Source organism: Bradyrhizobium cedriense, from assembly GCF_054602315.1.
Genome location: NZ_JBTSWB010000008.1, coordinates 94,431 through 118,529, shown reverse-complemented (window position 1 = coordinate 118,529; position 24,099 = coordinate 94,431). Strand labels below are relative to the sequence as shown.

At 64.5% G+C, this 24,099-nt stretch carries 27 protein-coding genes; 13 read left to right on the top strand and 14 right to left on the bottom strand.

What is annotated here, in order from left to right:
• The first annotated feature begins 1 nt into the window (after window position 1).
• From ACYCVF_RS28420 to queA, 4 genes are all read left to right on the top strand, one after another.
• Entirely contained in the window at window positions 2-565 is a 564-nt protein-coding gene (locus ACYCVF_RS28420) for a peptidylprolyl isomerase (RefSeq protein ID WP_456746457.1), read from the top strand.
• Window positions 566-573: 8 nt separating this feature from the next.
• Window positions 574-999 (top strand): hypothetical protein, encoded by a 426-nt coding sequence (locus ACYCVF_RS28415; protein ID WP_459595566.1) that lies wholly within the window; start codon window positions 574-576, stop codon window positions 997-999.
• Window positions 996-1,460 carry a peptidylprolyl isomerase gene (locus ACYCVF_RS28410; protein ID WP_459595567.1) on the top strand — a complete coding sequence of 155 codons (465 nt, stop codon included), beginning with the start codon at window positions 996-998 and terminating at the stop codon, window positions 1,458-1,460. Before ACYCVF_RS28415 ends, ACYCVF_RS28410 begins: the two co-directional genes overlap by 4 nt.
• 116 nt (window positions 1,461-1,576) lie before the next feature.
• Window positions 1,577-2,650 (top strand): tRNA preQ1(34) S-adenosylmethionine ribosyltransferase-isomerase QueA, encoded by a 1,074-nt coding sequence (gene queA / locus ACYCVF_RS28405; protein WP_459595568.1) that lies wholly within the window; start codon window positions 1,577-1,579, stop codon window positions 2,648-2,650.
• Window positions 2,651-2,746: 96 nt separating this feature from the next.
• Here queA and ACYCVF_RS28400 read toward each other — a convergent pair whose 3' ends face one another.
• From ACYCVF_RS28400 to ACYCVF_RS28385, 4 genes are all read right to left on the bottom strand, one after another.
• Window positions 2,747-3,784, bottom strand: coding sequence for an aspartate-semialdehyde dehydrogenase (locus tag ACYCVF_RS28400; protein ID WP_459595569.1), 1,038 nt, complete (start codon window positions 3,782-3,784; stop codon window positions 2,747-2,749).
• Window positions 3,785-4,014: 230 nt separating this feature from the next.
• Complete coding sequence (locus ACYCVF_RS28395) at window positions 4,015-4,620, bottom strand: PepSY domain-containing protein (protein WP_459596445.1); 606 nt, start codon at window positions 4,618-4,620, stop codon at window positions 4,015-4,017.
• Window positions 4,621-4,870: 250 nt separating this feature from the next.
• Window positions 4,871-5,617, bottom strand: coding sequence for a TetR/AcrR family transcriptional regulator (locus ACYCVF_RS28390; protein WP_459595570.1), 747 nt, complete (start codon window positions 5,615-5,617; stop codon window positions 4,871-4,873).
• Between the two features lie 131 nt (window positions 5,618-5,748).
• On the bottom strand, window positions 5,749-6,933 hold the full coding sequence (locus ACYCVF_RS28385; protein WP_459595571.1) for a patatin-like phospholipase family protein: 1,185 nt from the start codon (window positions 6,931-6,933) through the stop codon (window positions 5,749-5,751).
• Window positions 6,934-7,147: 214 nt separating this feature from the next.
• Between ACYCVF_RS28385 and tgt the strand changes: the two genes are divergently transcribed.
• Window positions 7,148-8,293: a tRNA guanosine(34) transglycosylase Tgt gene (gene tgt / locus ACYCVF_RS28380; protein WP_459595572.1), complete on the top strand. Its 1,146-nt coding sequence runs from the start codon at window positions 7,148-7,150 to the stop codon at window positions 8,291-8,293.
• Between the two features lie 106 nt (window positions 8,294-8,399).
• Here the strand turns inward: tgt and ACYCVF_RS28375 are convergent, their stop codons facing one another.
• Entirely contained in the window at window positions 8,400-8,618 is a 219-nt protein-coding gene (locus ACYCVF_RS28375; RefSeq protein ID WP_061028238.1) for a hypothetical protein, read from the bottom strand.
• Window positions 8,619-8,842: 224 nt separating this feature from the next.
• Here ACYCVF_RS28375 and cysK point away from each other — a divergent pair, with 224 nt between their 5' ends.
• Together cysK and ACYCVF_RS28365 are read left to right on the top strand one after the other, a co-directional pair.
• Window positions 8,843-9,820 carry a cysteine synthase A gene (gene cysK / locus ACYCVF_RS28370; RefSeq protein ID WP_459595573.1) on the top strand — a complete coding sequence of 326 codons (978 nt, stop codon included), beginning with the start codon at window positions 8,843-8,845 and terminating at the stop codon, window positions 9,818-9,820.
• A gap of 3 nt (window positions 9,821-9,823) precedes the next feature.
• Window positions 9,824-10,063 carry a BrnA antitoxin family protein gene (locus ACYCVF_RS28365; RefSeq protein WP_459595574.1) on the top strand — a complete coding sequence of 80 codons (240 nt, stop codon included), beginning with the start codon at window positions 9,824-9,826 and terminating at the stop codon, window positions 10,061-10,063.
• Window positions 10,064-10,156: 93 nt separating this feature from the next.
• Here the strand turns inward: ACYCVF_RS28365 and ACYCVF_RS28360 are convergent, their stop codons facing one another.
• Window positions 10,157-11,584 carry a caspase family protein gene (locus ACYCVF_RS28360; protein ID WP_459595575.1) on the bottom strand — a complete coding sequence of 476 codons (1,428 nt, stop codon included), beginning with the start codon at window positions 11,582-11,584 and terminating at the stop codon, window positions 10,157-10,159.
• 201 nt (window positions 11,585-11,785) lie between these two features.
• Window positions 11,786-12,661 (bottom strand): DMT family transporter, encoded by an 876-nt coding sequence (locus ACYCVF_RS28355; protein WP_459595576.1) that lies wholly within the window; start codon window positions 12,659-12,661, stop codon window positions 11,786-11,788.
• 150 nt (window positions 12,662-12,811) lie between these two features.
• On the opposite strand from ACYCVF_RS28355, the gene ACYCVF_RS28350 reads away from it, so the two are divergent.
• Complete coding sequence (locus ACYCVF_RS28350) at window positions 12,812-13,210, top strand: RidA family protein (RefSeq protein ID WP_459595577.1); 399 nt, start codon at window positions 12,812-12,814, stop codon at window positions 13,208-13,210.
• Between the two features lie 55 nt (window positions 13,211-13,265).
• Here the strand turns inward: ACYCVF_RS28350 and ACYCVF_RS28345 are convergent, their stop codons facing one another.
• The 3 genes from ACYCVF_RS28345 to ACYCVF_RS28335 form a co-directional block, all read right to left on the bottom strand.
• The gene (locus tag ACYCVF_RS28345; RefSeq protein ID WP_459595578.1) at window positions 13,266-13,811 is read right to left on the bottom strand and encodes a hypothetical protein; all 546 of its coding nucleotides are present in this window, start codon (window positions 13,809-13,811) and stop codon (window positions 13,266-13,268) included.
• On the bottom strand, window positions 13,756-14,106 hold the full coding sequence (locus tag ACYCVF_RS28340) for a hypothetical protein (RefSeq protein ID WP_459596446.1): 351 nt from the start codon (window positions 14,104-14,106) through the stop codon (window positions 13,756-13,758). The genes ACYCVF_RS28345 and ACYCVF_RS28340 overlap by 56 nt, the downstream gene beginning before the upstream one ends.
• Window positions 14,107-14,287: 181 nt before the next feature.
• On the bottom strand, window positions 14,288-14,875 hold the full coding sequence (locus ACYCVF_RS28335) for a formyltransferase family protein (protein ID WP_459595579.1): 588 nt from the start codon (window positions 14,873-14,875) through the stop codon (window positions 14,288-14,290).
• A gap of 504 nt (window positions 14,876-15,379) precedes the next feature.
• Between ACYCVF_RS28335 and ACYCVF_RS28330 the strand changes: the two genes are divergently transcribed.
• Together ACYCVF_RS28330 and ACYCVF_RS28325 are read left to right on the top strand one after the other, a co-directional pair.
• Window positions 15,380-15,598, top strand: coding sequence for a hypothetical protein (locus ACYCVF_RS28330; RefSeq protein WP_459596447.1), 219 nt, complete (start codon window positions 15,380-15,382; stop codon window positions 15,596-15,598).
• 152 nt (window positions 15,599-15,750) lie between these two features.
• Window positions 15,751-16,167 carry a hypothetical protein gene (locus tag ACYCVF_RS28325; protein WP_459595580.1) on the top strand — a complete coding sequence of 139 codons (417 nt, stop codon included), beginning with the start codon at window positions 15,751-15,753 and terminating at the stop codon, window positions 16,165-16,167.
• 28 nt (window positions 16,168-16,195) lie between these two features.
• On the opposite strand, the gene ACYCVF_RS28320 is transcribed toward ACYCVF_RS28325, so the two are convergent.
• Complete coding sequence (locus tag ACYCVF_RS28320; protein WP_027575377.1) at window positions 16,196-16,498, bottom strand: hypothetical protein; 303 nt, start codon at window positions 16,496-16,498, stop codon at window positions 16,196-16,198.
• 203 nt (window positions 16,499-16,701) lie between these two features.
• The gene (locus ACYCVF_RS28315) at window positions 16,702-16,929 is read right to left on the bottom strand and encodes a hypothetical protein (RefSeq protein WP_459595581.1); all 228 of its coding nucleotides are present in this window, start codon (window positions 16,927-16,929) and stop codon (window positions 16,702-16,704) included.
• 463 nt (window positions 16,930-17,392) lie between these two features.
• Between ACYCVF_RS28315 and ACYCVF_RS28310 the strand changes: the two genes are divergently transcribed.
• Together ACYCVF_RS28310 and ACYCVF_RS28305 are read left to right on the top strand one after the other, a co-directional pair.
• Window positions 17,393-18,472, top strand: a complete 1,080-nt coding sequence (locus ACYCVF_RS28310) for an AI-2E family transporter (RefSeq protein WP_459595582.1) — start codon at window positions 17,393-17,395, stop codon at window positions 18,470-18,472.
• Between the two features lie 144 nt (window positions 18,473-18,616).
• Window positions 18,617-19,009, top strand: coding sequence for an NUDIX hydrolase (locus ACYCVF_RS28305; RefSeq protein WP_459595583.1), 393 nt, complete (start codon window positions 18,617-18,619; stop codon window positions 19,007-19,009).
• A 115-nt stretch (window positions 19,010-19,124) separates the two neighbouring features.
• Here the strand turns inward: ACYCVF_RS28305 and ACYCVF_RS28300 are convergent, their stop codons facing one another.
• Window positions 19,125-19,364, bottom strand: a complete 240-nt coding sequence (locus ACYCVF_RS28300) for a hypothetical protein (protein ID WP_459595584.1) — start codon at window positions 19,362-19,364, stop codon at window positions 19,125-19,127.
• 588 nt (window positions 19,365-19,952) lie between these two features.
• Here ACYCVF_RS28300 and ACYCVF_RS28295 point away from each other — a divergent pair.
• Complete coding sequence (locus tag ACYCVF_RS28295; protein WP_459596448.1) at window positions 19,953-23,060, top strand: DEAD/DEAH box helicase; 3,108 nt, start codon at window positions 19,953-19,955, stop codon at window positions 23,058-23,060.
• 162 nt (window positions 23,061-23,222) lie between these two features.
• On the opposite strand, the gene ACYCVF_RS28290 is transcribed toward ACYCVF_RS28295, so the two are convergent.
• Entirely contained in the window at window positions 23,223-24,005 is a 783-nt protein-coding gene (locus ACYCVF_RS28290) for a methyltransferase (RefSeq protein ID WP_459595585.1), read from the bottom strand.
• Window positions 24,006-24,099: the final 94 nt, after the last annotated feature.

Sequence of the window (24,099 nt, the reverse complement as noted above, 5' to 3'; positions counted from 1 at the left end):
CATGATCCGAATTCTCGCAGTTCTTGCCGCGCTTCTGTTCGCGGTCCCGGCAGTGGCGCAGCAATTGCCGGCAAACCTCGACAAGGCCAACGCCATCGTCATCGACAGCACCAAGGGCCGCATCGTGATCAAGCTGCGGACCGACATCGCGCCGCAGCATGCCGAGCGCATCAAGCAGCTCGCGCGGGAGGGTTTCTACAACAACGTGCCGTTCCATCGCGTGATGGACGGCTTCATGGCGCAGACTGGTGATGGTCAGAACGGCAACGGCACCGGCGGCTCGAAATATCCGAACCTGAAGCAGGAATTCTCCAAGGTGCATTTTGCCCGCGGCATCGTCGGCATGGCCCGCCGCGGCGACAGCGTGGACAGCGCCAACTCGCAGTTCTTCATCATGTTCGCCGATGGCGGCAGCCTCGATGGCCAGTACACCGTGATCGGCGAGGTGGTGCAGGGCATGGACGTCGTCGACAAGCTGAAGAAGGCGCCGGCCGGCTCGCCCGGCGGCAGCGTCACCGATCCCGACAAGATGGTGAAGGTGCAGGTCGCCTCCGACATCAAATAGGTACGGCCATGGCGCGCCGCGGTGGCAAGCTCGTGCTGGTCGCCGCATTCCTGCTGCTCGGCCTCTCCAGCACGGTCGCGGAGGACGCGCAGGTCAACACCATCCAGGACATCTTCCGGCACCTGCGCACCTGCTGGAGACCGCCGTCGCCGGCCAGGGCGCGCCCACTCGACATCACCGTCGTCGTGAGCTTTAACCGGGCCGGAAACATTCTGGGCCATCCGAGGATTACCTACGAATCCGCGGAGGCCTCCGACGATGACCGGCTGCAATACCGGATTGCGGTGATGGAGGCGTTGCAACGCTGCACGCCGGTGCCATTTACCGATGCAATGGCCGGCGCCGCCGCGGGGCGTCCATTCGCGATTCAGTTCCGCAGCCGCAAAACGTCACCTGACAAGACTTCACCCCCAACGCAAGAGAGACGAGCATGAGCGCCACCGAAAACACCCTGATCCTCGAGACCACGCAGGGCCCCGTCACCATCGAGATGCGGCCCGACCTCGCGCCCGGCCATGTCGCGCGTATCAAGGAACTGGTCCGTGAGGGCTTCTACGACGGCATCGTGTTCCACCGCGTGATCGATGGCTTCATGGCGCAGACCGGCTGCCCGCATGGCACAGGCACCGGCGGCTCCGGCAAGAAGCTGAAGGCCGAATTCAACAAGGAGCCGCATGTGCGCGGCACCGCCTCGATGGCCCGCGCCGCCAGCCCCGATTCCGGCGACAGTCAGTTCTTCATCTGCTTCGACGACGCCCGCTTCCTCGACAACCAGTACACGGTGTGGGGCAAGGTCACCGAGGGCATGGAGAACGTCGACAAGATCAAGCGCGGCGAGCCGGTGCAGAATCCGGACAAGATCGTCAAGGCGCGGATGGCGGCTGACACGGAGTAGTCACCCGTCATTCCGGGGCGTGCGTGAACGCGACCCCGGAATCTCGCGCCATAACCTCGGGATTCCGGATCGCCGCGCTTGTTGCGTGGCGTCCGGAATGACGGTGCTAGTGAGACATGCGCACCGATCTGTTCGATTTCGACCTGCCCGCCGAGCGCATCGCGTTGCGCCCGGCGAGCCCGCGCGATTCCGCCAAGATGCTGGTCGTCGAGGACGGCGCGCTGCGCGATGAGGCCATTTCCGATCTGCCGCTATGGCTGAAGCCGGGCGACCAGCTCGTCGTCAACGACACCAAGGTGATCGCCGCCCAATTGAAGGGTCGCCGCATCGGCCGCGAGACCGAGCCGAAGATCGAGGCGACGTTGATCAAGCGGCTCGACGGCTCGCGCTGGCAGGCGCTGGTGAAGCCCGCCAAGAAGCTCACGGCGGGGGACCGCATCCGCTTCGGCAATGAGGGCAAGGTCTGCCTGCTCGGGCATCTCGATGCCGAGGTCGAGGCCAAGGGCGGCGAGGGCGAGGTGACGCTGTCGTTCTCGTTCCATGGCCCGGCTCTTGACCAGGCGATCGCCGATCTCGGCAGCCCGCCGCTGCCGCCCTACATCGCCTCCAAGCGTACGCCCGACGAGCAGGATCTCGCCGATTACCAGACCATGTTCGCCGCCAACGAAGGCGCGGTCGCCGCGCCGACCGCGGGCCTGCATTTCACCCCGGCGCTGGAGCAGGCCTTGCGCGAGCGCGGCGTCGGCATCAACCGCGTCACGCTGCATGTCGGGGCAGGGACGTTCCTGCCGGTGAAGGCGGACGATACCGAGGGCCACAGAATGCACGCCGAGTGGGGCACCATCTCCACCGAGACGGCGGAGCGGCTCAACATGGCACGAAAGAACGGCGGCCGTATCGTCGCGGTCGGCACCACGTCACTGCGGCTGCTGGAAAGTGCAGCGAGCGAGGACGGCACGATCCAGCCGTTCGCGGCAGAGACCTCGATCTTCATCACACCCGGCTATCGCTTCCGCGCGGTCGATATGCTGCTGACGAACTTTCACCTGCCGAAGTCGACGCTGTTCATGCTGGTGTCGGCGTTCTCGGGGCTCGAGACGATGAAGCAGGCCTATGCGCACGCCATCGCTAACGAATACCGGTTCTATTCGTACGGTGATGCGTGTCTGTTGTTCCGGGCAGTGCCGTAGGGTGGGCAAAGGCGCATAGCGCCGTGCCCACCATCTGTTTCCATAGTTGAGATCGATTGGTGGGCACGCTTCGCTTGGCCCACCTTACGAGACCTTCTACGCCATCACCCGCTGCGGCAGCAGCTCGGCGATCTGCACCGCGTTGAGCGCCGCGCCCTTGAGCAACTGATCGGCCGCCACGAACATCGAGATCGAATGCCCGGAGGGATCGCTGAGATCCTTGCGGATGCGGCCGACCAGGACGTCGTCCTGGCCCGAGGCATCGATCGGCATCGGGAAGTAGTTCCTGGCGCGGTCGTCGACCACCTTCACGCCGGGCGCCTGGGCCATGATGGCACGGACCTGGTCCTCGCTGATCGGCTTCTCGCATTCGAAGGTGATCGCCTCGCAATGCGCACGCAGCACTGGCACGCGGACGCAGGTGACGCCGACCGCGATGGTGTCGTCCTCGAAGATCTTGCGGGTCTCCTTGATGACCTTGATCTCTTCGTCGTTGTAGCCGGTCTCGGGATCGACGGCGGTGTTGTGGTTGAAGAGATTGAAGGCGTAGGGGTGCGGCATCACCTTGGCCTCATAAGCCTGCCCGTTGAGATTGGCGCGTGTGGACTCGACGAGCTCCTCCATGGCGGCGGCGCCGGCGCCGGACGCAGCCTGGTAGGTCGAGATGATCACGCGCTTGATCCGGTTCTTCTGGTGGATCGGCCAGAGCGGCACCAGCGCGGTGATCGCAGCGCAATTCGGGTTGGCGATGATGCCCTTGTGGTCGCGGATGCGGCTGGCGTTGATCTCCGGGATCACCAGCGGCACGTTCGGGTCCATGCGGAAGGCGGAGGAGTTGTCGACGACGACGGCGCCGGCCTTGACCGCGATCGGCGCGTACTTCCTCGAGATGCTGCCGCCGGCCGAGAACAGGGCGATGTCGACGCCCTCGAAAGACTGCTCGGTCAATTCCTCGATGACGACGTCCTTGCCACGGAACGACACCGTCTTGCCGGCCGAGCGGGCACTGGCCAGTGCCTTGAGCTTGCCGACGCGAAAACCACGCTTGTCCATGGTGGCGATGAATTCGGCGCCCACCGCACCGGTGACGCCGACAATCGCGACGACGGGATCGTTACTCACTTTGTCCTCCATTGCTTTGAAATCCAGACAACAAAAAAGCCCCGGACCATCGAGGGCGGGGCTTCGGTAGAGCTGATGCGTTTAAGTCGACGACTACGCGCGCACGCCTCCCCGGGCCCCTGAGGCCGTGGTGGTTTTGGTCGTGCATTTGGTGGTCGTGAACATGGCGGCGACTTATGCGGGAGAGTCATTCAGCCGTCAATGGCTTTTCGCCCGCGGTCGATGCCGGGGCGAGCCGGGCGCTATTTGGCCCGTGCGCCCGGCGGCTCCAGGATGACCTCCTTGAGGTCGTCGCCGCTGATCACGACGATCGCGAAATTGAGCCGGCCGCGCTCGCGCACCAGCCCGCCGCTGATTGCCTTGCCCGAGGCCGCGCGTTCGGCGACGCGCACGGCATCGGCGAGGCGATGCCTGATGGCGCCGAGGGCCGCGAGGTTGCTGCGGTCCTCGTGATCGAGCTCAGTGAGGGGCAGGGCGGCTTCCCCGCCGACAAGCTCTCCGGTCGAAGCATTGATGGTGTGGCGCCAGATGCGGTCGTTCTGCAGGGTCTTCACACGGTACACGGGCACGCCAGCGGCCCCGTCGAAACTCACATCCGCTGTGGTGGCGCCAGCGTGCCGGCCTTCGGCAATCGCCATGGCCTGGCTGATCGAGATCGGCGAGCTGCGGAAGCGTTCGATCTCGCGGCTGACGGCCAGACGGTCAGCCTCGGCGGTGACATCCGTCTCGCCGTGAAGGGCGGTAGGGGTGCCTCCGGCCGAGACGATCGCCTGCGCCGGGGCCAAGGCGAGCAACGCCGACAAGGCAGCGGCGAAAAACGTCCAGGGGTGCTGTCGTGCTGTCGTCATGCTCGAAACCCTCGGCCAGCGAGTGTGCCGGATGATCGTAAAGAATTCGCGGCCGGCCTTGGGCATCGGCCGGCCGCGGAGCGCCGCGGCGGGCTGCACCCGCCGTGACGATCAAGCGATACGGACCTCTTTGGGGCTGGTGAATAAGCGGCCCGTACCAACTTATAACTAAACCATACCGTATCGTTTTGTTTTGGTCAATGCTGTCGCGACGGCCCCGTTGGGGAAAGAGCGCGCGTTCACGGAATCGTCAGCGGGCGGAGCGGCGCCGCGGCGCCCCCTTTGTGGTGTCCCGGGCGCGGTCGGCAGGTCCCAGCGCGCCGGCCAGGAACAGCTTGATCGCGGTGCGCATGCGCTTCTCCGCCGATTTCGGCTCGAGCGTAGTTCCGAACGTCGCCATGCGGTGGGTATGTCCGACGACGACGTCGAGAAACACCTCGGCTGCAATGGTGGTGTCCTCGACGTCGAGTGCGCCTTGCGCCACCAGATGGTCGAAGAAGCGCGCGGTGGTGGCGACGGCCTTGAGCCAGCCTTCCTCCTTGCCGAGCTTGGCGACGTCGGGGAAGTTGATGGCCTGTGACGTCATCATGCGGCTGAACGCGACGGCGTCGGGACCGCAGGTGAACGAGAGCATCTCGCGGCCGATCTCGACCAGCCGCTGCTCGACGGAAATGTCCGAGGCGCTGGAGAGCTGCGTCTCTGCCGCGGCTGACAACGGCGCGAGCCAGCGCGCGATCTCGCGCCTCAGCACGGCCGCGAACAGCCCGCGCTTGTCGCCATAGCGCGAATAGACCGTGGGTTTGCTCACCCGGGCCGCTTCCGCGACCGCGTCGAGCGAAGTCGCCTCGAAGCCGCGATCCAGGAAAAGGCGGGTGGCGACCTCGATCAGCCGCTGGTCGCGTTCGATGGCAGCGGTTTTCGTCGGCCGGCCGCCGCGGGATTTCGGCATCTCGCGCCGTGGCGCCGCCGCTTTTGTTCTGGCCGCAGTCAATCCCATGCCCAATGATTCCCTGCGCGTTCCTGATCGTGTCTGTTCTATAACGCGCAGCGACAGGGGCGTCATCGCGAATCTGGCCGAATTGGCCGTATCGTCAACGGCCTCGATAAGACCTCGTTCCTTCCGCGGGCTCACGGAAGCGTCGAGGTCCAGGCTTGGCCGGATGCGGCCTTCTCATATCCGTACTGATACAGTGCCCGCATATAGGCGGTGTCGAATCCTTCCGAGGGTGGGGCGGGGTAATCGCGCGCGATGTAGGAGAGATGGAAGCCCAGCCGGTTGCGCTTGGCGAAATCGTAAGTGGAGAAGATGATCGAGCGCGTCTGCGACTGGGTGATTGCCGACAGGCTGCGTGAGGCAACGTCGATGGTGCCGTTGGAGACGAGCTCGAAGTTGCGCTCGATCTTCTTGTTGACGAGGATGTAGATGTCCATCTTCGCATTGCCGGGCAGGCGTCCGCTCTGGAACAGCAGCGCCTCCGGCAAAGTCAGCACCGGGGCCGTCACGCCGCCGTCGACATGCATCTCCTGAAACTTGCGGCCCTGGCCCTCGGCGTCGATCATGATCGGCGGAAACACCAGGGGAATGCTGGCGGAAGCCGCCATCACGTCGCGAAACAGCTTCAGGGCCTCGGGCGTTCCGACCGCAGCGATCTTGCCCATGTCCCAGATCACGGTGCGCTGGGTATCGAGGTCGGTGGTCACCACCAGCAACTTCCGGCCCCTGGCATGCTCGCGCGCGACCTGGGCCATGATCTCCGGACCGACATAGCGGGCGACCAGCTCGCGTAGCCGCGTGTTGCCGAACAGGCCGGATCCGAACAGCACGCGCACGATGCTGGGATCGTTCAGGAGGCTCTCGGCGATGCCGCTGGTGTAGACCTCCTTCAGCGTGTCGTCATATTGCGGGCCGAGGAAGGCGAAGGGCGCGATCAGTCCGCCGGTGCTCACGCCCGAGACGACCGAGAAGGTGGGGCGGGTTCTGGCCGCGGTCCAGCCGTTGAGCACGCCGACGCCATAGGCCCCGTCGGCGCCGCCGCCGGACAGCGCCAGATAGGATCTCGTCGCGGTGCTGTTGTCCTTTTCGAAGCTGAATTTCGTGACGGGATCGTCGGCGTAGCGCCGGAGGCCGTCGATATCGAGCACGCGCGACGTGCTGGCCTCGGCGGCCGTATAGGGCGTGCGCGGCAGGGACGTGCAGGCGCCGAGCGCCAGGCTGCACATCAGGACCAGCGATCCGATCAGGCGGACAGCTGTTTGCCTGATCCGCTCGCGCGAGGTGACGGATGCGTCGTTCGAACACGAAGTGTGAGGCATTGTCGGTGGCTGGCGATCACGCATGTACGACCGCCGGCCGAATTCGCCGCGGCATCTCGTCCAGCCCCCAAGATAAAACTACACGGTATCGTTTTGTTTTGCAAGGGCGAGAACTCCGATCCTCGCGCTAGCTGGTGTCCCGGTCTGAAGCACAAGCCGGGCCGACGCTGCTCGCGGGTTGATCGGCCCGCTCCGACACGCAATAAGCACCGCCATGAATCCGATTGATGACCTTCCCAATCACTTTGAATTGCTCGCTACCGATGGATCCGCGCGCACCGGGCGGCTGACCACGCCGCACGGCGTGGTGCGGACGCCGGCCTTCATGCCGGTCGGCACCGCCGGCGCGATGAAGGGCATGCACTGGCGCGAGGTGCGCGATGCCGGCGCTGACATCGTGCTCGGCAACACCTACCACTTGATGCTGCGGCCGAGCGCCGAGCGGATCGCGGCGCTCGGCGGCTTGCAGAAATTCACCGGCTGGAACGGGCCGATGCTGACGGATTCCGGCGGCTTCCAGGTGATGTCGCTCTCGGACTTGCGCAAGGTCAGCGAGAACGCCGTCACCTTCCGCTCGCACATCGACGGCGCCAAGGTCGAGCTGTCGCCGGAGCGTTCGATCGAGGTGCAGCGTTTGCTCGGCTCCGACATCGCCATGCAGATGGACGAATGCGTGCGGCTGCCCGCCGAGCGCGACGACATCGAGCGGGCAATGCGCCTGTCCTTGCGCTGGGCCGAGCGCAGCAAGCGTGCCTTCGCGAGCGCCCCCGATGGCTACATGCTGTTTGGCATCGTGCAGGGCGGCGACATCCCCCAGCTGCGCCATGCCAGCGCCGAAGGTCTCGTTGCGATCGGCTTCCACGGCTATGCGATCGGCGGTCTTGCGGTCGGCGAACCGCAGGCGGTGATGCTGGCGATGATCGAGGAGACCGCACCGCTGCTGCCGAGAGAACGCCCGCGCTATCTGATGGGTGTCGGCACGCCCGACGACATTCTCGAAGCCGTAAAGCGCGGCATCGACATGTTCGATTGCGTGATGCCGACGCGCAATGGCCGGCACGGAGTCGCCTTCACGCGCTTCGGCCAGGTCAATCTGCGCAATGCGCGGCATGCGGACGATCCGCGCCCGCTCGACGAAGAGAGCCCATGGCCCGCTGCGCGCAACTACGCGCGTGCCTATCTGCACCATCTCGTCAAGGCGGGCGAGACGCTGGGGGCGATGCTGCTGTCCGAAATCAATGTCGCCTACTATCAGTCCCTGATGCAGGGCATCAGAGATGCGGTCGCGCTGGGAAATTTCGACGAGTTCTATCAGCGCACGCGCGAGGACTGGGCGAGGGGCGACATCGCCCCGCGCTAAAGCGTTTTCGAGCGAAGTGGACACCGGTTCGCGTCAAGAAAACGCGTCAAGACAAGAAGCTAGTGCCGCGTTCTAATTCCATCGGAACGGGTAAAGGCTCTAGGTCTCAGTTGCAGGTGAAGCGTTGCTTCACGGCGTGCTTGGTCACGAAGCCATAGCCGCAATTGTCGCAGGTCCAGAGATAGCTGATCATGTGGTCCGAGACGTAGGCCGATGCTTCGGCGGCGACCATGGAGTCGGCGCAGACGGGACAGGTCGGCAGCTCGCTGCAACGCGGATCGCGCTTCGGCGCGACGGTCGACAGCACTTCAGCAATTGCTGACATCGTGGTGACCTCCCTGCTTTGAGACATAAGTCTAACATAAGCAGAAGCAGTTGACGAGGTCGCAACACAAATGCGTTGGTTTTCTGAACTTTACCGCTCACGTGATTTTGCGATGCAGCGTATTTAACATGTGCCGCATTGCCGCTTGCGTGTCGCCGCAAGCTGTCTGTAACTGCGCAATAGTCGCGACAGAAGCACAGGTTAGTTGCCACAGGGAGTTCTTCATGGACGCATCGTCTTCCACGGGTGCAGCGCACCAACCCGGCCGCGGCCGAATCTATGACTCGATCGTCGATGCCTTCGGCAACACGCCCATCGTGCGCTTGCGCCGGCTGCCCGGCATGCAAGGCGTGAACGCGACCATTTTGGCAAAACTTGAGTATTTCAATCCTGCCGCAAGCGTGAAGGACCGCATCGGTGCGGCCATGATCATCGCGATGGAGAAGGCCGGCATCGTCAAGCCCGACACCGTGCTGATCGAGCCGACCTCCGGCAATACCGGCATCGCGCTCGCCTTCGTTGCGGCTTCGCGCGGCTACCGCCTCAAGCTGGTGATGCCGGAATCCATGTCGATCGAGCGACGCAAGATGCTTGCCTTTCTCGGCGCCGAACTGGTGCTGACGCCGGCGGCGCAAGGCATGAAGGGTGCGATCGCGGCCGCCGAGGAACTGTTGAAGACGACGCCGAACTCGGTGATGCCGCAGCAGTTCAAGAACCTCGCCAATCCCGAGGTGCACCGCAGAACCACCGCGGAGGAGATCTGGAACGATACGGCCGGCAACATCGATTTCTTCGTCGCCGGTGTCGGCACCGGCGGTACGATCACCGGCGTCGGCCAGGTGCTCAAGCCGCGCAGGGCCTCGCTTCGGGTGGTGGCGGTCGAGCCGGAGGAGAGCCCGGTGCTGTCGGGGGGACAGCATACCCCGCACAAGATCCAGGGCATCGGCGCGGGCTTCGTCCCCGACATCCTCGACCGCTCGGTGATCGACGAGATCGTGAAGATCAACTCGACGACGGCGATCGAGACCTCGCGCGCGCTGGCGCGGCATGAGGGCATCCCGGGCGGTATCTCTTCGGGCGCGGCGATCGCGGCCGCGCTCGAGATTGGCAAGCGCCCGGAAGCTGCGGGAAAAACCATCCTGGCGATCGTGCCGTCTTTCTCCGAGCGCTATCTTTCGACGGCGCTGTTCGAAGGAATCTAGCAGATGGCGGATCAACCGAGGCGACCGCGTACGCTTGGCGATGCCAGGACCGAAGCGGAGGCGGCATTCAAAAAGGTGACCGCCAAGGTCGCCGTGGCGCCGCCGAAACAGAACGCCGTTCCCGGCGTCAAGGAGCAAGTCACGCTGCGCATCGACCAGGACGTGCTGGAGTTCTTCCAGGAGGGCGGCCCCGGCTGGCAGGACCGCATCAACGACGCGCTGCGAAAGGCAGCGGGGAAGTAGCTCAACCAGTCACCTTGCGAGGGGGAGGCGTGTCAGCGCCAAAGAAAGAGCCCGGCGTGAGCCGGGCTTTTTGCTTGAGAGTCCGGCTTTGCCTCAGCGGCGGAACATGCCGCCCATCATGCCGCCGACGACGCCGCCGACGAAGGCCGCACCGGCTGCATCGCCGGGGCTGCTGCGTTGAGGAGGCGGCGGCGCGCTGCTCGGAGCCGGGGCGCTGGCAGCCCGCCGGGCCGCCTTCTGGCTGTTGTCACTCGCCGTCGGCGGGCCGGCCACGACCTCCGAGAGCAGGGCCTTGTGCTGGTGCTTGTTGAGGTAGCCTGACGAGGGATAGCCGCGCGCAGCCTGCCAGCGCTTGAGCACCGCGCGGGTCTCATCGTTGAACACGCCGGTCTGCTTGGTGTCGAAGCCGAGCCCGGTGAGGCGGCGCTGCACGTCGCGGCGCTGGGTCTTGCTGAGGCCGATCTGGTCCTCGGTGAGTAGGGTTGCGTCGTCGGTGAAGGTTGCCGGATCGATACCGGCGTTGAGCGTGCGGGTCGCGGTCGAGGGGCCACTCTTGATCGCCGCGAGGCGCGCCAACGCCAGCGCCTTGAACTGACCGTTCGGATAGGCGGAGAGATAGGCGTTGAGCTCCTCCGGCTTGTTGGACTCCTTCACCGAGCGCCAATATTCGAGCTCGACACCCTCTGAGCTCGCGGCCGCCGCCGGCACGATGCCGGTCGCAGTCGGGGCCGCGTTGGCGACCTGCGTCGTCGGAGCCTGATTGAGATAGACAGAGCCCGTCAGGTTGGTGTGGCCCCAGGGCAGTTGGCCCTTGCGGGTCTCTTCATTGACCTGGGCGCGCACCGACGTCATCGCCTGCTGAATCTCGACGCCGGGCTTGGTGATGTTGTCGATCAACGCGCGGGTGAACGGGCTGTTGTTGCCCTCCTGGCCGTCGAGCGCGGTTTGGCCAGGGCCGGTGGCGAATGCAATCAGCGTGCCTTCGCCGGACTTCATCTCGGCGAGACCGCTCTGGACGTTGACGCTGCGGGTCGCGGCGTTCGACTTGATCTTGGCGGCGAACGGATTGTCGCGGCAGGCATCGAGGAAGACCAGCTTGACCTTGGCATCGCCCATGGTCTGCTCGAGCGTCAGGTCGATGTTGATGGCGGCCCCCAGCTTGACGTCCATCTCCGACTTGATGTCCGCATCGACGGGCAGGAGATAGTTGGTGCCGCTGACGGCGATGCCGTGGCCGGCATAATAGAACAGCGCGATGTCGGAGCCCTGCGCCTTGCGGCCGAAATCGAGCAGCTTCTCCGTCATCTGGTCGCGGCTGAGGTTGGAGCCTTCGATAACCTCGAAGCCGACATTGCGCAGCGTGGCCGCCATCGCCTTGGCGTCGATCGGCGGGTTCGGCAGTTGCGCGACGTTCTTGTAGGAGCCGTTGCCGACGACGAAGGCGACGCGGCGATCAGCCTTGGCGGCACTGACCGACAGCGCCATGCACATCAGCGAAGCGAGGAGGGTGAGATAGCGCATTCTGAAATCCCCAGAATCGAATTGCAGGCAGCAACAAATTGGCAACGAACCTACACGAAGTGCCCGACTTCGCGCCACCAAAACGGCCAGTCCGCTGCGTCAACCCGCTGCTGTGTGGCCGAATGTGCACGATAGAGTGTCTCTCCAACGTGATCTAAATCACACGGCCACTTGGTTTTGTCGCAGAAGACGGCGCGAGGTTCACTGCGCGCGGGCTGGAACCGGGGAGGCGGGCTTCAGGTTCAGGAGATTTCCGACCAGGATGAGCGCGGCGCCGAGCACGGTCCAGGCGTCGAGCCGCTCGGCATAGAGCAGCCAGCCGGCGGTCGCCGTCAGCGGAACCCTCAGGAAGTCCATGGGAACCACGATCGTCGCGTCGGCGTAGCGCATCGCGCTGGCGAGGCAATAGTGTGAAAAAGTGCCGCAGACCGCAATCACGCCGACCCAGGCCCAGGCATAGGCCGATGGCCAAGTCCAGACGTAGAGCGTCGGAACGAAGCCCGCGACCGATTGCACCACCAGCATCCAGAACAGGATCGAGAGCGCGCTTTCCGTCCGGGTCAGCGATTTGACCAGTGCCATCGAGACGCCAAATCCCATTGCGGCCCCGAGCGCGATGAGCTGGCCGGGATTGATCTCCCCGGTCGCGGGACGCACGATGACGATCACCCCCACGAGTCCGAGCACGATGGCGGCAATCTTCCAGGGCGTCATCCGCTCAGACAGGAAGCTTGCCGCGAGGATGGCGGTCCAGATCGGCATAGTGAACTCGATCGCCACCACCTGGCCGATTGGGATCAGCGTCAGCGCGAAGAACCAGCCGAGCTGGGCAGCATAGTGCACCATATTGCGGCCGACATGCTGCGGCAGGCGCGATGTCCTGACCACTTTCAAGCCTCCGGCGCGGTAGATGAACGGAGCAAGCAACACGAAGCCGACCAGCGACCGCACTTCCATGATCTGAAAAACGTTCAGCTCGCGCGTGGTCTCGCGCCCGGCAACCGCCATGACCAGCATCAGCGACAGCCAGCCGGCCATCCACAGTGCAGCCATCGTTTTGGACGGGGTCGCGCTCATTGGGGAGGATGCCGGAGGATGGAAGCACGAAGGGGACGCCGGTATCGGCGACATCGCCGGCGTTTGCAACGGTCAAATCTGCGGATGCAGCGATGCCAAGTGTCGTGCTAGGCATCCTTGAACAACGAGAAAATTGGGAGAGCTTCGCTCATGCATATCTTGCAGCCGGCCGAATGGAAAAAGCCGCGCGGCTTTTCACATGGCGTCGTCGTCAACGGCCCTGGGCGCTGGGTGGTCCTGGCCGGTCAAACCGGCGGCGACGAGGCCGGCAATTACGCGCCAGACATGGCGGCGCAGGTTGCGACTGCGCTGAAGCGGATCATCAAGCTCCTGGACGAGGCCGGCGCCGGCCCCGAGCACATCGTGCGCCTGACCTGGTACCTGACCAGCCGCAGCGAATATGAAGCGGCCGGTGCTGGCATCGGCGCAGCCTGGAAGGAAACGCTCGGACGCAATTTCCCGCCCTCGACGCTGCTCTATATCGGTGGCCTCGTCGACGACCGGGCCAAGGTCGAGATCGAGGTCACGGCGTTCGTGCCGGGCGGATGAAAAAGATACGACCCGGCGAGGCCGCGCCGGGTCGATTGTCCTGCCTGACGTCCGCTTAGCGCGACATCGAGATGTTGGCGCCGCGGAACTGGCTGTCCGCGCGCATCGTGACGGTCTGCTTGTTGCCGCTCGTCTTCAGCGCGATGTTGGCGTTGAATCCGGCGGCAGAGGCCACCACCTCGAAGTTTCCGCCGCCGCCGCGCCCCTGGAGCGAGCCAGAGATGTTGCGGCTGGCCTCGCTCCAGCTTCCCGAAATGGCGTGGCCCGCCGACTGAACGTTGGCGGCGAGGTTGAACTTGTAGGCGTCACTGGCGCAGGTCAGCGACATCTCCATGGTCGGACCGATCGGGGCATACTTTGCCCGGCAGCGGATTCGCTCAGTCGAACCGTCATCCAGCGTAACCGTGCCGCTGCCGCTCCAGCTTCCCGCCATCGCGGCGAATGGACCGGACTGGGCGTTGCTCTCGGAGTTGACAATTCCCGCTGCAAACATGACGGCGGCCGCGATCAGCAGCCGCCGGTTCCGGGCACGAACCTCCATTGGTTTATTGGCGCGATGCTTCCCAGCGCCCGCTGCACGGTATGCCTGCTGATGCTCCATTCCACTTCCCCGATCCGGCGTTGCCGTTGAGTTGACCGTTGGCATATGCACCATTGATCGAAACTTTCACAAGTCCCCCGCTACCTATGGTGCCGGAAACGTTAGCGCCGGGCGCGGTGATCTTGCCATCGGCGACCGTCAGCATGGAGCTCGCGGTCGGTTCGCACGAGCCGGTCTTGGTCACGATGATGACTTGCCAATTGCCGTCATAGGGGCTCTGGGCCAAGGCGGGGGCGGCGAGAGCGCCGGCGAAAACTGAGGCGGCACAAATCACCGCAATGCGATCAAAACGCATGAATTCGTCCTTGAATGTGTCTGATATGCCGACGTTTATTCGGACGAAATGTGACGGAAATTTGTTGCGTTGCCAAATTGAAAATTGTTCCTGTGGGAACAATGGTTTATTCGCACTTTTGACGCCAATTTTCGAAGCAGATTCAAGGTCGCCTCACGTTAAGGGTAAACGTGAGTGAGACTCAGGAAAGGCTTGGCGCGGTGGTTGCGAACTGCTCGTCCTGAGCTTTGGCTGGCAGCGCCTTGTGGACCTTGGCGTAGTCGATCACGTCGGCCAGCAGCTTGAGCCCGAGCGGCGCCAGGGCGCGCTCCCAAAGCTCCCTTGCAGTCTCGCCCTTCTTGACGAAGCACCAGTCCTGGGCGGCGATCGCGCCCGCGTCCATGCGGTCGGCGAGATGGTAGATCGTGCCGCCGGCGATTGGATCGCCTTCCTTGATGGTCCATTCCACGGCGGCTTTGCCGCGATGGCGCGGCAGCAGCGACGGGTGATAGCCGATCCCGCCGAGTCTGGCGGCGGCGAGCGCCTCCTTGCCGATTCGGGCGTGGCTGTGCGCGGTGATGATCAGATCGGTATCGGGGGCGATCTCGGAAGCCACCACCAGCTTCGGATTGGCCTGGACCGCGACCTCGATGCCGGCGGCCTTGGCAGTTGCAGCGAGGCGATCCTCGGGATCGGCCACCACGACCCGGACGACCGAGACGCCGTGCTCCCGGAGCATGTTCAGGGTGGTCACGCCGAAATGGCGGGAGCCGACGAGGGTAATGCGCATGGGGGTCCGATCCGTCTCGCAACTGCGTCATCCCCCGATAACACGTCCGCACGCCCTGTCACCACCCGCGCGGGGTTTGCATGGGTTATCAACAATGCGCCGGGAGACCGGCCGCAATGATTGGCCCCCATTTCGGATTGCCTTGCACCTGTTTCTGCGTCGCCGGCCAGAGTTGCCGCGCCGCCACGGTCGGACGGTGAGCGGGCGGGTAAGTGGTTCCTATGTTTCGTTTTTAACAGAGACGTCGCCGATCGGCTGATAACCTGCGCCAGCCGGGGCTGGCTACATTTCAATCCGCATCCGTTTTCGAACCCGGTTTTGGCCGCTGGCGCGATCGCCGGCGGCCTTTTCATGCCGCACGTCACGTCATCGTCGGATGGTAACAAGATCTCAACCAGCTTGGCGTATCGACGAATCTGTCGCGGATTTGTATTGCGTACCGCGACATCGAAAACGCCTGCTGGCGTGGGCGCGCCGCCGGGCCTTTTCGCCGGGACAGATTTCATGCCAAGCGCAATCGAGCAGATTGTCGACGCCTATGTGCGTCTGAGAAACCGTCGTGGTCTCGACGAACTGATGATGCACAGGCAGCGGCTCGCCGTCGATCTGAAGAGCAGGTCTGGTTATGATTTCAGCCTGCCGATCGGCCAGATCGACGAGGAGATCGCGATCATCGAAGCGGGGCTCAGCCGGCTCAAGGCGGAGAATTCCGCGACCGAGTAGAGGTCGGCGTCGTGCGCGGGTTTGGGCCGAAGCATCGTCGCGCAGCCGGGTCAGGTTCATTTGCGGTTCAGGCCGGCCGTGCCTCAATCGCCAGGTTGCTTCGTGGGACATGAATCCTGATAGGCTTGTCCCCGTGATCTGGAGGAGTCGTCATGATCGAGCTTGCGCTGGCCGGCCTGATTGCGTTTGCAAGCGTGCCTGCGGCACCGCCGGCACCCATGGTGGAGCAAGTTCAGTTCAGAGGCGGTCCGGGCGGACAATGTCCGCATGGCTATGATTTCAACCACTCAAACGGTCGCTGCTATCCCAATGACCATCACGCGCCGGGCGTCTACACCCGGGATCCCGGACCACGGTACGGGGGCGGCGGCCTTTGTCCGCACGGTTACGATTACAACTACTCGAACGGCCGTTGCTATCCGAATGGGGCGCATGCGCCCGGAGCCTACGGCGTTCCCCAAACTTACGGACGACGTGGCGGGCTCTGTCCCCACGGCTTTGCGCACAATTATGCGGACGGCCAGTGCTACCGCAACGGCATGCAACCGCCGGGACTGTACGGCCGATAGCCGATTGCCGCGCCGGCTCGTTGATTGCTCAGTCGCGCCGGCCGCCGTCAATCACCGTGAATAGTGGGCGCGCCGGCGTCGGCTCGACCAGCAGTTCCTCCACCAGCGCGGTTGCCGCATCGACATATTTGCGGGTCGGCTTATCGAGAGGGCGCTTGGCCTCGTCGTCGAGCGCTACTTTTGCCGCCTCGACCAGCTTGCGCATGCGTGCCGCATGATCATCGCCCGCCGTCAACGTGGCGCGCGCCAGCGAGCGCAGCACGAACAACTCGCCCTCGAGGCGGAGCAGACGATCGTTGAGCCTGGTCAGGACGGCGTTGAGGTCGGCCATGGGGTTCGACGTGGAGGATCCATCCTGATGTAAAGCGCGATGCGATGGAGTTGAAACGTCATCGCGCCTTAGGTGGTTGTTCGAGCTTGATCTTTTCGGAAAACCGCTGCGCACTTTTCCGGATCATGCTTTAGCGGCGATCGGTGAACGGAGTCCAAACGGCGCCGGTGCAATTCGGCCGATCCTGCGACGCCGCGGTCCGCTTACCACTCGACGCCCGCCCAGCGCCTTCCGAACACCGGCGGCCTCGTCTTCACCGCTTGCCAACCGAAGAAATGATGCTTGCCGGACCAGGCGTGTACGACACCGCTGCAGATGCCGCATTTGAAGCTGCCGGTGTGGACTTCGCTGTGCTCTTCTCTGGTCGCGGTGTAGTTCATGCCGCAACCCGCACAGGTGAACTCTTCGATCGTCCAGATGCTGTTCGCCATGGCCCAGAATGCGTTTCGCTGACCTCGATCCACTGTAGTCACCGGCTTTTGCAGCGGCGTAAACTCGCGCGGGGAAATCCGGTTAACGGCCGTTAGCCACGCCGGCTGGCGTTCATGGCGATGCGATATCCGCCTGATCACCGAGATCAGCCGTCGCTTCGAATGTCCCTGCCGATCAGGATCTGCAACTGTTCGAAGGGGTTCTTGTCGCTGACCGCATAGATATAGCGCCAAAAGCCGGGCGTGGCGTTCGGCTTTCAGTGGCTGCGGCAGCGCATTCCCGCGCGAGCGTGGGGTTCTCCGGGAGGGGCGTCATCGTCCCGAAAGCAGAATGGGCCGATGTACTCCTGATCGGGAGCGTGGTCACTTCCAGTCGTCTTGACGCCGGATGCGTTGCTGGCAATAACGGCCAAGCCTCGCAAACGCCGGAAGTTGCGTTCATGCCGCAAGGAAAGCTGTGCCCGTGAAAAGCCTCCGTCAGTTCCTGACGGGAGAGGATGTCATCCAGCTCGTGATCCGGCTCGGCCTGCTCGCCCTCCTGATCATCTGGACCTTCCTGATCATCCGTCCGTTCGTGCCGATCCTGGCTTGGAGCGGCGTGCTCGCGGTCGCGTTCTATCCGGCGTTCAGCTGGGTCGCCAAGACCCTGGGCGGCCGCCCCAAGACCGCAGCAGCGATCCTGACCCTGATCACGCTCGGCATCGTCATTGGTCCGGCGACCTGGCTCGGCATCAGCGCGGTGGACGGCGTGCGCGAGCTGGCGCACCAGCTGGGCACCGGCGATCTCGCGCTCCAATCGGCGCCGGAGCAGCTCAAATCGTGGCCGCTCGTGGGCCCCTGGCTCTACGACCTCTGGGATCAAGCCTACAACAACGTTCGGGCGGTCGTGCGCGAGGTGGCGCCGTATCTCCAGCCGCTGGCAGGCCCGCTGCTCTCGCTCGCGGGCGACGCCGGTGTTGGCACGCTCCAGTTTCTCGTCTCCGTGTTCGTGGCCGGCTTCCTGTTTCCGCACGGACCGCGGCTGGTTGCGGCCGGCCGCGGCTTCCTGTTTCGTATCGTGCCGGAGCAGACCGAGCAATTCCTGGGGCTCGCGGGCGCGACCATCCGCGCCGTGGCGCAGGGCGTGATCGGCGTCGCGATCGTGCAGGCGCTGCTCGCCGGCATCGGCTTCAAGCTCGCTTCGGTGCCGAGCGCGGGCCTTCTCGCCTTCATCGTGCTGCTGCTCTCGATCGTGCAGATCGGTGCTTTCCTCGTGCTGCTGCCGGTGATCATCTGGATCTGGACCGCCAAGGACGTCACCACGGCGCTGCTGCTCACCGTGTTTCTGGTCCTCGTCGGCTTCATCGACACCATGTTGAAGCCGCTCGTCATGGGGCGCGGCCTGACCACCCCGACCATCGTGATCTTCGTCGGCGTGATCGGCGGCACGCTGGCTCATGGCATCGTCGGGCTGTTCATCGGACCGATCATCCTGTCGGTGGCCTGGGAATTGATGATGGCCTGGATCAGGACCGAGGACCGGGCGGAGCCGGGGAAGGGCTGACCTCGCGCCTCGAAGGGGCGTGGCCTGCCGGCCGTGCGCGCCAGGACCCGAACGCTCGCGGCCTGTGATCAAGGCGTGCCGCGAACTTGTCTATTCGACTAGACAAGTTACGATGGGTCGATTCTGTTTCGATGACGGCTGCAAATGGCGAAGTCTTCCAAGCTGGTCGCCGCCAAGCGCGGCAAGGTATTGCTGGTCAGACGCCGATCGGATGGCCTCTGGATGTTTCCGGGCGGCCGCAAGCGCGCGCGCGAGTCGGAGAAGGACTGCCTGCGGCGGGAGATCAAGGAGGAGCTGCCCAAGCTGAAGCTTGGTAGGATCAGCCTCTGGAAAGAAGTGAAGGCAAGGAACAAGCGCTCGGGCCGCAAGATGAGCGACGCGATCTTCATTGCCAAGGCGGCCAAGGGCAGGCTGGCGATCGGCGACAAGAAGGAGATCGATCGCGCCGCCTGGCACAAGCCTCGCGGAATCCGCCTGACGCCGACATCGCGCTACATTCGCGACCGTCTGTTTCCGAGAAAGCGGCGGCGGAGCTAGTCCTCCCAAATCTCTGAAGAAAGCTCGAACGCCTACGCCGTTGGATGCTGGCAGAACACGGCCAAGCGTCATGAATGGGCTGCGCTCGATGCAGGCAGGAACGGTCAGTCAGCCGCTATTGCTTGGCTGCCATCGCCTCCAGGCAATGGTTGAGAAAGGCGGTGCGATCCCTGGGCAACACCTTCTGGAGGTCCGCCTTCATCGCACATTCGCGCTGGCGCAATTGCTCGGCGCGGCGCTTCTCGGCCGCCTCGCGGAATTCGGGAGCAACCTTGTTGGGATCGACCAGCGTCTGAGCATGGGCGGAGGCCGCCGCAAGCAGCGCGATGGCGCCGAAGAAAATGAGCGGTTTCAAATGTGCCTCCGTCAAAGCGACATCGTAGCGCGCGCCGTGTGCGCGCTCAAACCGGAAGATGCGGTACCCCGTTCCGGCGTGGTTGGCGACCTCAGGGCCGCCCGTGCTGAGGTTATGTGCATGGTGTGTGTGAACCAGTTCACAAGCGCGCGGCGAAACCGCTGCTATGAAGCGATCATTGCTCAACCGTTTCATTTTGAACGAGACGCCCCAGCGTGGCTCCAAGCGCTGGGGCTTTTTCGTGGCTCCATGGACGCACGACGTCTTCAATCGCCAAATGCTTGCATCGAGCGATGCTGATCTCAAGTCGCATGAGTTCCGCTCCGCGCGCGACCAACAGCCAGATCGTCGGGATCGCGGCGCCGCCTTGAACGTTGCCACGAGGGGTGCGTTCGCGGGGCAAATCCCATATGCATGGCGGCGAGTTGCCGATTCGGGATGAGGGCGGCTCGCATTCTGTTGGCTACAATGTACGACCAGAAACGGGTTCAAGTGAGGCTTTCCAAAAAGACGAGGGTGGCCAAGAAGGCGCCGAAGAAGAGCAAAGGATCGCAGCGCGCCACGATCTCGTCTTCGTCGCCCCTCGGCATGATGGCTCTTCACCTGCTCGCACAGTGGAAGCAGTCCGGACGCAGCGGGATCGTCTTTCTCGCCGAAAGCGAGAACAGGGCGGAGCGGCTGGGCAGCGTCATTCACGCGCTCGACCCGTCCTGCGAGGTGCTGGTGTTTCCGCGATTGAACACGCTGCCGTTCGACCAGCTGGAGCCGTCGCACGAGCTCGCGGGGCGCAGAGCCTCCGTGCTGAGGCGGCTCGCAAAATCCAAGAAGCCGCTGTTTCTCGTGTCGACCGCGGAGGCCGTGATGGAGCGCCTGCCGCCGCCGGCGACTCTGTCGCGGCTGAGCCTGAGCCTGAAAGTGGGCAGCCCGTTCTCCGAGCGGGACCTCGAGACCCGCCTCGAGGCTCTCGGATACGATCTCGACGACGAGCCGGACTATCCGGGCGGGGCGCTGTTCCACGGGCAGACCTTCGAGATATTCCCCGCGGGCGCGCTGGGACCATTCCGGATCGAGCATTCGGAGCATGCGATCGAACGGATCGTGGCGTTCGATCCGAACGAGCACAGGATCATTTTCGAGACAGGGGAGCTTCTTGTCGATCCCATGTCGGAGCGGCTCGGCCTTGCCGGCAAACGCGGCAAGCGCGCGAGCCTGTTCGACTATTGCGGGAACGCCAAATGGATCGCGGACGCCGGGGTCCCGTTGCATGCCGACGCTTGGCTCGACACAATCGAGGAGGCCGCAGGCCGGGCCGAGCGGGAGCGCGAATATCTCGGACGGCGTGACTGGAAGCTGCTCTCCAAGGGCATGAAGGTGCTGCCGCGGACGGCGCCGTTCCGGCCTATCCCGGAGTTTTCCAAGCTGACCTCTTCCAGAAAGGCGTTGCGGGCCTTCGTCGAGGAGACGCGCCGGGCCGGATCGCGACTGATACTCGCCGCCGCACATCAGGACGATCTGCGCGTGATGGAGCGGATGAGCGGCGTCAAGGCGGAGCGCTGCGACGACTGGAACGAGGCGGCACGCGGGCAGGGCGGCGAGGCGGCGCTTCTGGCCGATCTCGACGCCGGCTTCGTCTTGCCGGGGAAGAAGCCTCTGGTCGTGGTGACGGCGTCCGACGTGCTCGGCAGCCGCGCGCATCACCCTCAGCCGATGGCGCGCGCCTGGAGCGCGGCTTTCGATCATGCCGATGTGCCCGAGCAGGGCACGGTGGTCGTCCACCTCCAGCGCGGCCTTGCCGTGCTCGACGGCTTGCAGACCGTCAACACCGGCGGCGGCGCCATGCGCGAGATGATCCGCCTGAAGTTCGCGGGCGACAATGCGGTTCTGGTCCCGCCGGCCGATCTCGCCTTGATGTGGCCTTACGCGACCGAGCTCGGCAAGCTGACGCTCGACAAGGCGGATGGCAGCACATGGTGGGCCCGTCGCGGCGAGGCCGAGCGCGAGATCCGGGCCGCGGGCAAGGTGCTGGCGAAGCACATCAGCCAGCGCCGTCGGCGCCGCGCCGAAAAGCTGGTGCCGCCGGGATCGGCCTACGAGAAGTTCGTCGCGCGTTTCCCTTACTTCACGACGATCGACCAGGCCCAGGCGATCCGCGACGTGCTGGACGATCTCGCCTCCGGTCACCCGATGGATCGGGTGATCTGCGGCGACGTCGGCTTTGGCAAGACCGAGGTGGCGTTGCGCGCGGCGGCCGCAGTGGTGCTGTCGGGCAAGCAGGTGGCGATTGCGGTGCCGACGACCGTGCTGGCACGGCAGCACGTCGTAACGTTCCGGAAGCGCTTCGCGCCGTTCGGCATCGAGGTGGGCAACCTGTCGCGGGCGACGTCAGGCGCCGAGCTGCGCGAGACCAGGGAGGGACTGCGCAGCGGCAGGATCAAGGTCGTGATCGGCACGCAGGCGCTCACGGGCAAGGACGTCAGGTTCGACGATCTCGGCCTCGTCATCATCGACGAGGAGCAGCATTTCGGCGCTGCCGAGAAAGCGAAGCTCGCGGGCCTCGCCAGGAACGTCCATGTGCTGATGATGAGCGCCACGCCAATCCCGCGGACGCTGGCCGCGGGCCTTGCCGGTTTCCGCGACCTCAGCGTGATCGCCTCGCCACCGGTGCACCGGCTGCCGGTCGCAACCAGGATCGCACCGCTGTCGGACGCCGCCATCGCCTCCGCGCTGCTGCGCGAGCAACGGCGAAACGGCCAGAGCTTTCTGATCTGTCCCCGCATCCAGGATCTCGATCCCATGCTGGCGCGGGTGCGCGCGGTGGCGCCCGACCTTCGCATCGTCTGCCTGCACGGCAGGTTGGCGGCGGACGAGATCGACGACCGGATGATGAGCTTCGTCGAAGGCGGCGCCGACGTCCTGCTCGCGACCAACATTGTGGAGAGCGGCCTCGACATTCCCCGCGCCAACACCATCGTCGTTTGCTGGCCCGAGAAGTTCGGCCTTGCCCAGCTGCACCAGCTGCGCGGACGCGTGGGCCGCAGCGGTATCCGCGCCTTCGCCCATCTGCTGACCGAGACGGAGTCCGGACAGTCCGAGAAGCGGCTGGCCGTGCTGGAGGAGTTCAGCCGGCCGGGCGCCGGCTTTGCCATCAGCGAGCGCGACCTCGATCTCAGAGGCGCGGGCGATTTGTTCTCGGAGCAGCAATCCGGCCACGTCCAGGTGTTCGGACCCGTGCTCTACAGCCATCTGCTGAAAATGGCCTCGGAGAAGGCCGACGAGGAGCGCGCCGCCGTGTGGGTGCCCGACCTCAACCTGCCGGTCGGAGACATGCTCCCCGAGACCTATGTGCAGTCCGAGCCCGTGCGGCTCGAACTCTATGCGCGCGCCGCACGGTGCAAGGACGATGACGACCTCGACGATCTCGAGGAGGAAACCTCCCGCCGTTTCGGTCCGCTGCCGGGAGTGGCGCGCGATTTCTTCGCCGCAGCCAAGCTCAGGATCGCGTGCAAGCGCCGCGGCATCGTCCGGCTGGACGTTGGGCCGGAAGCGGCGGCCGCGACGTTCCTGCCGGGGCGCTTGCGGAAGTCACGCGGGAAGTCGCTGCAACGCGACGGCGATCGCGTCGTCCATTACAGCTCGATGCGCGCCGCGCCGTTCGAGCGGGTGGAAGAGCTGTTCGAGCTGCTGGACGAGCGGTGAGCTTCAAGAAAGCGCGAAAACAACCCCATGCACAGTAGCTAAGTGCTTCCAGCACAACGAGTTCTGCATCCGCTGCTTCTGCGCCGGGCGCAAGATCCCGTTTGACCTGTCGGGCAAAACAGTGGCATCCTGTCAACTTCGGAAAATCCGCCGCGGCTCGGGCTAGCGGGCCCAGTCGGGCACATCCGCGTTTTTCCTCGTGATCCCCATGAAATAGAAAACGCTCCTGGCCGTGAGCTCGGGATGGTCACCGTGGGTGAACACGATCTTCAGCCCGGCCGCGTCGATCATGGCGCGGAAGGTCTCGACCGTCGAGCCGCGGTTGTTCTCTTGCAGCACGATCACGCCGTCGGCAGCCAGGTAGGGTCCGATCGTATCGAAGAACTCGCGGTGGATTGCCCAATCCGGATCGTGAGCGCGGATATCGCCTTCATACTGGTCGATGAAGTGCGGCGGGTTGCTGACCACCAGGTTCCAGCGTTCGGTCTTCGGGATGCTCCGCAAATTGTTGGAGTGGTAGACGGAGACCCGATCCTCCAAGTGATTCAGTCGGACGGTGTTCCTGCAGCAGGCGACGGCCGCGGGGTTGATGTCGGCAAGGCACAGCGTTTCGCACAGGCCGTGTCCCAACGCCGAGAAGCCGATGAAGGCCGGCCCGGCGCACCACTCGAACATGCGTGGCTGCTTCGGCATCTGCCGGGAGCGCAGAAACGGGATGAAGGCCTGGCCGAATTCGATCCCGCCGCCGTCGAGCTCGGACTTGTATTCGATCGTGATGCCGCCCAGCACCACGCGCCTGGCAGGCCTGAGCCGGCGCAGCAGCGGCCGCACGAAACCATGCTCAAATCGGTGCAGGACCCCCATGCGCCAACGTTTCTGTTCGCTGCTGAAAGTTTCGCGATGTTGCTCTGCGCAGGCTGGGCTTGTCAAACTGCCGACAGCCACCGGCGACGCCGTTCGAGCGGGTCGGGGGCTGCAACCAGAACGAGATCCGTACTCGACCGGGGCGGCGCATCCCCGTCAGCCGCGCAGGCCGCTA

Coding starts and splice junctions, on each gene's coding strand:
- ACYCVF_RS28420 (WP_456746457.1), top strand. CDS start 2: ATGATCCGAATTCTCGCAGTTCTTGCCGCGCTTCTGTTCGCGGTCCCG.
- ACYCVF_RS28415 (WP_459595566.1), top strand. CDS start 574: ATGGCGCGCCGCGGTGGCAAGCTCGTGCTGGTCGCCGCATTCCTGCTG.
- ACYCVF_RS28410 (WP_459595567.1), top strand. CDS start 996: ATGAGCGCCACCGAAAACACCCTGATCCTCGAGACCACGCAGGGCCCC.
- queA (WP_459595568.1), top strand. CDS start 1,577: ATGCGCACCGATCTGTTCGATTTCGACCTGCCCGCCGAGCGCATCGCG.
- ACYCVF_RS28400 (WP_459595569.1), bottom strand. CDS start 3,784: ATGGAGGACAAAGTGAGTAACGATCCCGTCGTCGCGATTGTCGGCGTC.
- ACYCVF_RS28395 (WP_459596445.1), bottom strand. CDS start 4,620: ATGACGACAGCACGACAGCACCCCTGGACGTTTTTCGCCGCTGCCTTG.
- ACYCVF_RS28390 (WP_459595570.1), bottom strand. CDS start 5,617: ATGGGATTGACTGCGGCCAGAACAAAAGCGGCGGCGCCACGGCGCGAG.
- ACYCVF_RS28385 (WP_459595571.1), bottom strand. CDS start 6,933: ATGCCTCACACTTCGTGTTCGAACGACGCATCCGTCACCTCGCGCGAG.
- tgt (WP_459595572.1), top strand. CDS start 7,148: ATGAATCCGATTGATGACCTTCCCAATCACTTTGAATTGCTCGCTACC.
- ACYCVF_RS28375 (WP_061028238.1), bottom strand. CDS start 8,618: ATGTCAGCAATTGCTGAAGTGCTGTCGACCGTCGCGCCGAAGCGCGAT.
- cysK (WP_459595573.1), top strand. CDS start 8,843: ATGGACGCATCGTCTTCCACGGGTGCAGCGCACCAACCCGGCCGCGGC.
- ACYCVF_RS28365 (WP_459595574.1), top strand. CDS start 9,824: ATGGCGGATCAACCGAGGCGACCGCGTACGCTTGGCGATGCCAGGACC.
- ACYCVF_RS28360 (WP_459595575.1), bottom strand. CDS start 11,584: ATGCGCTATCTCACCCTCCTCGCTTCGCTGATGTGCATGGCGCTGTCG.
- ACYCVF_RS28355 (WP_459595576.1), bottom strand. CDS start 12,661: ATGAGCGCGACCCCGTCCAAAACGATGGCTGCACTGTGGATGGCCGGC.
- ACYCVF_RS28350 (WP_459595577.1), top strand. CDS start 12,812: ATGCATATCTTGCAGCCGGCCGAATGGAAAAAGCCGCGCGGCTTTTCA.
- ACYCVF_RS28345 (WP_459595578.1), bottom strand. CDS start 13,811: ATGGAGCATCAGCAGGCATACCGTGCAGCGGGCGCTGGGAAGCATCGC.
- ACYCVF_RS28340 (WP_459596446.1), bottom strand. CDS start 14,106: ATGCGTTTTGATCGCATTGCGGTGATTTGTGCCGCCTCAGTTTTCGCC.
- ACYCVF_RS28335 (WP_459595579.1), bottom strand. CDS start 14,875: ATGCGCATTACCCTCGTCGGCTCCCGCCATTTCGGCGTGACCACCCTG.
- ACYCVF_RS28330 (WP_459596447.1), top strand. CDS start 15,380: ATGCCAAGCGCAATCGAGCAGATTGTCGACGCCTATGTGCGTCTGAGA.
- ACYCVF_RS28325 (WP_459595580.1), top strand. CDS start 15,751: ATGATCGAGCTTGCGCTGGCCGGCCTGATTGCGTTTGCAAGCGTGCCT.
- ACYCVF_RS28320 (WP_027575377.1), bottom strand. CDS start 16,498: ATGGCCGACCTCAACGCCGTCCTGACCAGGCTCAACGATCGTCTGCTC.
- ACYCVF_RS28315 (WP_459595581.1), bottom strand. CDS start 16,929: ATGGCGAACAGCATCTGGACGATCGAAGAGTTCACCTGTGCGGGTTGC.
- ACYCVF_RS28305 (WP_459595583.1), top strand. CDS start 18,617: ATGGCGAAGTCTTCCAAGCTGGTCGCCGCCAAGCGCGGCAAGGTATTG.
- ACYCVF_RS28295 (WP_459596448.1), top strand. CDS start 19,953: ATGATGGCTCTTCACCTGCTCGCACAGTGGAAGCAGTCCGGACGCAGC.